Annotated in this window: 6 protein-coding genes; all 6 read left to right on the top strand. The window is 59.2% G+C overall.

Annotated elements, in window-relative coordinates; genetic code table 11:
* On the top strand, positions 1 to 1,438 hold a 1,438-nt coding region (locus E0F99_RS28270; protein WP_341273823.1), incomplete at its 5' end, for a M91 family zinc metallopeptidase.
* A 186-nt stretch (positions 1,439 to 1,624) separates the two neighbouring features.
* Positions 1,625 to 3,619, top strand: a complete 1,995-nt coding sequence (locus E0F99_RS28275) for a methyl-accepting chemotaxis protein (protein ID WP_083358549.1) — start codon at positions 1,625 to 1,627, stop codon at positions 3,617 to 3,619.
* A gap of 90 nt (positions 3,620 to 3,709) precedes the next feature.
* On the top strand, positions 3,710 to 4,168 hold the full coding sequence (locus E0F99_RS28280) for an SRPBCC family protein (RefSeq protein WP_083358550.1): 459 nt from the start codon (positions 3,710 to 3,712) through the stop codon (positions 4,166 to 4,168).
* Positions 4,169 to 4,280: 112 nt separating this feature from the next.
* The gene (locus E0F99_RS28285; protein ID WP_083358551.1) at positions 4,281 to 4,727 is read left to right on the top strand and encodes a DUF411 domain-containing protein; all 447 of its coding nucleotides are present in this window, start codon (positions 4,281 to 4,283) and stop codon (positions 4,725 to 4,727) included.
* A 3-nt stretch (positions 4,728 to 4,730) separates the two neighbouring features.
* Positions 4,731 to 5,171, top strand: a complete 441-nt coding sequence (locus tag E0F99_RS28290) for a YqaA family protein (RefSeq protein WP_083358552.1) — start codon at positions 4,731 to 4,733, stop codon at positions 5,169 to 5,171.
* Between the two features lie 223 nt (positions 5,172 to 5,394).
* Positions 5,395 to 6,248: alpha/beta hydrolase (locus E0F99_RS28295; protein WP_130909071.1), on the top strand; the 854-nt coding region annotated here is incomplete at its 3' end.

Raw genomic sequence — 6,248 nt, forward strand, 5'->3', positions numbered from 1 at the left:
AGGCGTGAATGCCTACGCCTCGCAAACGCTGGTGGCCGACGCTGATGTGAAGATCAGTCGGCACACGCTGTGGATCCTGTCAGGCGCCGCCAACAAGCCGAAAATCCTGCGCAATTTACTCCTGGTTGAAACAGGTGATGGGGCGGACCATGTCCATGTCCGCAATTGGCCGGGTGGCAAGGTCCAAATCCTTATCAACGGTAAGTCGCATATCATCGACGGCAAGGAACATGGCCCCAAGCAAAACCTTTGGATCGAGACCAAGGGTGGCAATGACACCGTCATCATCGACGTTGACGTCACGTTGCATGTGGACGTTGAAGGCGGTGATGGCGACGACTATATCCAGGCCGGGGGTGGCAGGAGCCGCCTGCATGGCGGCAACGGCAATGACTTTATGCGCCTGGGCAGTGGCCTCGGTTATGCCGCCGGCAACAACGGAGACGACACCATTATCGGCGGGGCCGGTAATGCCGTGATGTACGGCAACAAGGGCAATGACCGGCTGTACGGCGGATTTGGCTCCTCAACCCAGCAGAGTTATCTGGACGGAGGTGACGGCAATGATGAACTCCACGCAGGCAGTGGGCATAGCGTTTTACATGGCGGCAACGACGACGATCACTTGGTAGGTTACGACCGCACGACCTTCTACGCCGGCAAAGGCTGCGACCATATCTGGAATAACCAGCGCAATGATCTTATCTACGCCAATGCCACTGACCGCTTCGACCGAACCAAGGGCTCTAGCTTCACTGAAGTGAAACCAAGCAATGCGGGCGAACAGGGTTACACGGTGCAAGACGGTGAATATGAGTTCAAGCAACAGACCCTAGACGACTTGGAGCTTTTGCGCAGCTCGCCGATTGGCCAACAAGCCCTGGCCAAAATGGATGAACTCGCCGCAGTGGCGGGTGGCAAAGTCACCATCGCACCCACTTACCACACCTCAAGTGCCTACTGGTTTGGCAGTACTGAACTGGAGAATTTGTCACCGCACGCTAAAGCCACGGTTAACACGTCAAAATACGGCTACATCAACAATGGCGTACCGGGCTCTCGCGCGGATCGTGCCACGATCTACTACAATCCGTTTTCAATCACGGAAGTTGCTGACCGCACCAACACACTCGTGCCGGTCAGCGGACTCTTCCATGAGATGAGCCATGCGTACAATGGCGCCACTGGCACATTCCTTGAGGGTACAGGCGTCGAATATCTGAAACCGGGCAAACCGATTGCTGTCACAAATAAAGAGTTCCAGGCCGTTGGACTGCCCAACGAGGCAGACCCCTTTGACTTCGATAATGACCCCTCGACGCGACCGACTACGCTCAACCCGCAGCCGTTCACTGAGAACGCCTTGCATAAAGAGATGGGTAAACCATTAAGGCCAGCTTACAGCTTAAAACTGAGCAGTCAGGGGCGCGGCCTCTAGTCTGCGGCCAAACGCCAATCATAACGCTGGTGACACCTACGACCGGCAGCGAGGCGTGCAATCTTCTTAAGTCGGTTTTGAATAACGTTGTACGATGGTACCTAAAGCTCCTCCTTACCCAGCCGATAGCCCGATGAAGCTCTAACAAAGCCGTGTCGATAATAAACGCTTCGTAAGGACGACCCCATGACCCCGCTACGCTCCATTCAAACCCGCTATACCCTGTTCCTGGTGCTGTTCGTCCTGGTGCTATCCGTGTTAACCGTCGTGGGCATCGGCCAGCTGGTGGCACCCACGCTAAAACACACCGAAGAACAGGTGGTGCTTAACCGCATCGCCGAAGTCGCCGAGCAGATACAGGGCGAACTCAACAAGGTTCAAGCTCAGCAACGCAGCATCACCCAGACCATTCCCCTGCTCGACAGCGACGCCATCGACAAGGTCCTGCCCGGGTTGGTGGACCAGTATGGCGAGCTGAAAGTCTTCGGCGGCGGCATCTGGCCGCTGCCCAACCAGCGCACCCCGGGGCGCAACAAGCACAGCACTTTCTGGCACCGCGATGCCTCGGGCAAGCTGGCGGTCAACACCTTCTGGAACAGCGACGCGGCCCCCAACTACTACGACCAGAGCTGGTACAAAGGCGGCCTCGCCTCACCGCGCGGTCAGTGCGCCTGGGCGGCCGCCTACAAGGACGACGCCAGCCAGGAGCCGCGCACCAACTGCGCGATGGCGATCCAGCGTGACGGCGCAGCGTACGGCGTCGCCACCATCGACGTGACCCTGGGCTTCTTCAATGCCCTGGTCGCCAGCAAGGAAAAAGACATCGGCGGGCAGATGCTGATCGTCGAAGCCGACGGCAAGATCATCAGCAACAGCACGCGCATCAGCAGCCCGGTGGTGTTGAAGAACATCAGCGAACTGGCTGGCACCTCGGCCTTTGCCGCCCAGGTCAGCAAAGCCCTTGCCCATCGCGACCAAGCGTTGCAGCGCAGTGAGTTCGACAACCAAGGGGTGGCCAGCACGTTCTACATGCGTCCGATTGAGGGCACACCCTGGTTCCTCGCCACCGCCCTGCCCACCTCGCTGATCACAGCCCAACGCGATGACGTGCTCGGCACCCTGGCCATGCTGCAAATTCCCATGGTGTTGCTGCTGGTGTTGTTGGCGTTCTATGCGATCCGCCAGTTGGTACAGCGCATGAAGTCGCTGAGAACCAATATCGACGCCCTGTGTGCCGGCGATGCTGACCTGACGCGGCGTATCACCATCCGTGCCGAAGATGAAATGGGCGCCATCGGCCACTCGGTCAACCGCTTTATCACCTACCTGCAAAACATGATCGGCGAAGTGACCCAAGCCACGGGCGCCATGTCCTCGGGGCTTGAGCAATTGCAGCACACCTCGGCGCAGACCAACCGGATTCTGGTGCGACATGCCAGCGAGACCGATCAGACGGTCACCGCCATCACTGAAATGAGCTCCACCGCCGACACCGTTGCGCAAAACGCCGCTGAGACCGCCTCGTTCACCCAGCGCGCCAACGAACACGCCGACCGCTCCCGTGTCGTGGTGGGCGAAGCCTCCAACAGCGTCAGCGCCTTGATCGGCGAAGTGGCCAGCGCCACCCACACCGTGGAAAACATGCGCCAGGACGCCGCGCGCATCACCGAGACCCTGGGGGTGATCGGCGCGATTGCCGGCCAGACCAACCTGTTGGCACTCAATGCCGCGATTGAAGCGGCGCGAGCGGGTGAGCAAGGCCGTGGTTTTGCCGTAGTGGCCGACGAAGTGCGGGCTCTGGCGGCGCGCACCCAGGCCAGTACCTCGCAGATCAACGAGATGCTCGTGCGTCTGACCACCGGCGTAAGTTCGTCGGTGACGGCCATGGAAAATACCCAGGCCAGTTGCCAATCGGCGGCGGATGCCACGGCCCGGGTCAACACCGGCCTCGACGAAATGGCCGGTTCGGTCAGCCATATCAACAACCTCAGCACCCAAATCGCCACGGCCGCCGAGCAACAAAGCGCGGTCACCGAGGAGATCAACCGCAGCATGGTGCAGATCCGACATATGGTCGAAGAGCTGGTGGAAAGCGGCCATGCCACTGAAACCAATACGCAAAGCCTGCTGGATGCCAACGGTCGGGTGATTGCGCTGATGAGCCGTTTCAAAGTGCGTTGATAAATGGGTAACACCCTCCCGTGCAAAACACGGGAGTGGGACTATTCTGACATCTCTTAGTGCAAAGTCTCGCCACACAGGAGGTGTGTCATGCACGTTGTTGAGCATTCGAGCCGCTTGGAGCGGATCAGCCAAGAACGTTTTATCGAGGCCCCTATTGAGGTCGTTTACGACTATGTGACCCAGCCTGACCGCTGGCATGAATGGCACCCCACCTCCCTCGGTGCCAATACCGGCACCACCGGCCCACTCCCGGCCGGCGCCCGTTTTACCGAAGACATCGACCTGCTGGGTGTACGCGTGCCCATGAGTTATCGCGTACAGATCGCTCAGCGCCCGAGTGAATTTAAAACCGTGTTCACCTCCCTCGCCGTCGACGGCTCTGTCCACTATTTCTTGCAGGCACATCGCAACGGCACCTTGTTCAAACGCGTGTTGACCTACGAAACCGAATTGCAACTGGCCACCTTGCATGAGCGCATGGTCGAACTGTCACTCATCGCGCTGGACCAGCTCAAACATCGGTTGGAAACCGCCGGTTTCGTATAATTTGGAAACATTAACGGCGCCCCCACTTACCCGTGGGCGCTGGCGTGCCCGCAATGACGTCGTCATGATCGCCGCCACTTCCCGACGATGCTCTCTTGCTCACGAGACCCGCATGAACACTCCATTGCGATTGACCCTGCTTTCGGCCCTCCTAACCTCCTCCCTGGCTCAGGCGGCCGACTTGATCCCCATCGACGTGCACCGCGACGCCAACTGCGGCTGTTGCAAAAAATGGATCAGCCACCTGCAAAGCAATGGCTTCATGGTCAACGACCATGTGGAAGTTGACATGAGCGCCGTCAAGCAGCGCCTGGGCGTGGCACCGCGTCTGGGTTCGTGCCACACCGCCGTGATCGACGGCAAGTTCGTCGAAGGCCATGTGCCCGCCGAACAAGTGCTGGCCCTGCGCAAACGCGACGACTTAGTGGGCATTGCCGCCCCAGGCATGCCAATGGGTTCGCCCGGCATGGAAATGGACGGCATGAGCGATGCCTATCAGGTCATCGGCCTGACCCGTGACGGCAAAGACGTGGTGGTGGCCGACTACCCGGCACATTGATTGATGCTCGCCGGTTACCTGGGGCTATTTTTCGCCGCCTTCGGTGCCGCCACGCTGTTGCCGATGCAATCGGAGGCGGTGCTGGTCGGCCTGTTGATCAGCGGGCATTACAGCCTTTGGCTGCTGCTCACCCTTGCCACGGCTGGCAATGTGCTGGGCTCGGTGGTCAATTGGTGGCTGGGGCGCTCAGTGGATCGCTTCAAGGACCGGCGCTGGTTTGCGGTCAGCCCACGGCACCTGGAAAAGGCCCGCACGCACTACCAGCGCTGGGGGCATTGGTCGTTGCTGCTCAGTTGGGTGCCAATTATCGGTGATCCGCTGACACTGGTGGCCGGGGTCATGCGTGAGCCGTTCTGGCGCTTCCTGCTCATCGTCTCCGTGGCCAAAGGCACTCGATATGCGGTGCTGGTGGTATTGACTGTCAGCCAACTGACGACTACTTAACGCCCGACCATTGACCAACTGTCATTTATGATAGCTAGGCAGGCGATATCAACGCGCTGAACAAGGCCGATTACCGAGGAGTGGTGCCGGAACCGATCGACTTCTGTCGCTCGCACCAACCTGAAGACTATCAAGGCGTCGGTAGGTTACGTCGCGCTCCGTTAATCCTCGCTTAATCCCCCCGCCACAGCATCCGGACACTGTTGTTTCTGGAGCCTGACCGATGACGTTGATCCGCTCACTCTGCGCCACCAGCCTGCTGCTCGGCACCGCCCTTCCCGCCTTTGCCGCCACTGCAGGCCCTGCCTATGGCCCTGAGTTGCAAGGCTTTGAGTACCCCTACCCGGTCGAGCATTTCAACTTCCAGTCCCAAGGTAAAACCCTGCAGATGGGTTACATGGACGTGCCCGCCAAGGGCAAGGCCAACGGGCGCAGCGTGGTGCTGATGCACGGTAAGAACTTCTGTGGCGCGACGTGGGATGACACTATCAAAGCCCTCAGCAACGCTGGTTACCGCGTCATCGCACCGGACCAGATCGGCTTTTGTACCTCCAGCAAGCCTGACCACTACCAGTACAGTTTCCAACAACTGGCGATCAACACCCATCAACTGCTGGATACACTCGGCATCCAAAAAGCCACCCTCGTCGGCCACTCCACCGGCGGCATGCTCGCCACCCGTTATGCGTTGCTTTACCCCGCGCAAACCGAGCAGTTGGCGCTGGTCAATCCTATCGGCCTGGAAGACTGGAAGGCCCTGGGCGTGCCTTATCGCAGTGTCGACCAATGGTACGAGCGCGAGTTGAAGCTCAGCGCAGAAGGCATTCGCCAATACGAACTGAACACTTATTACGTCGGGCGCTGGAAGCCTGAGTACGACCGTTGGGTCGACATGCTCGCAGGCTTGAATAAAGGCCCGGGGCACACCCAGGTCGCATGGAACTCGGCGTTGATTTACGACATGATCTTCACCCAGCCGGTGTACTACGAGTTCAAGGATTTACAAATGCCCACCCTGCTGCTGATCGGCACGTCCGACACCACCGCCATCGGCAGCGATATTGCGCCACCTGCGGT

The organism is Pseudomonas antarctica (assembly GCF_900624995.1).
Classification (GTDB): domain Bacteria; phylum Pseudomonadota; class Gammaproteobacteria; order Pseudomonadales; family Pseudomonadaceae; genus Aquipseudomonas; species Aquipseudomonas antarctica.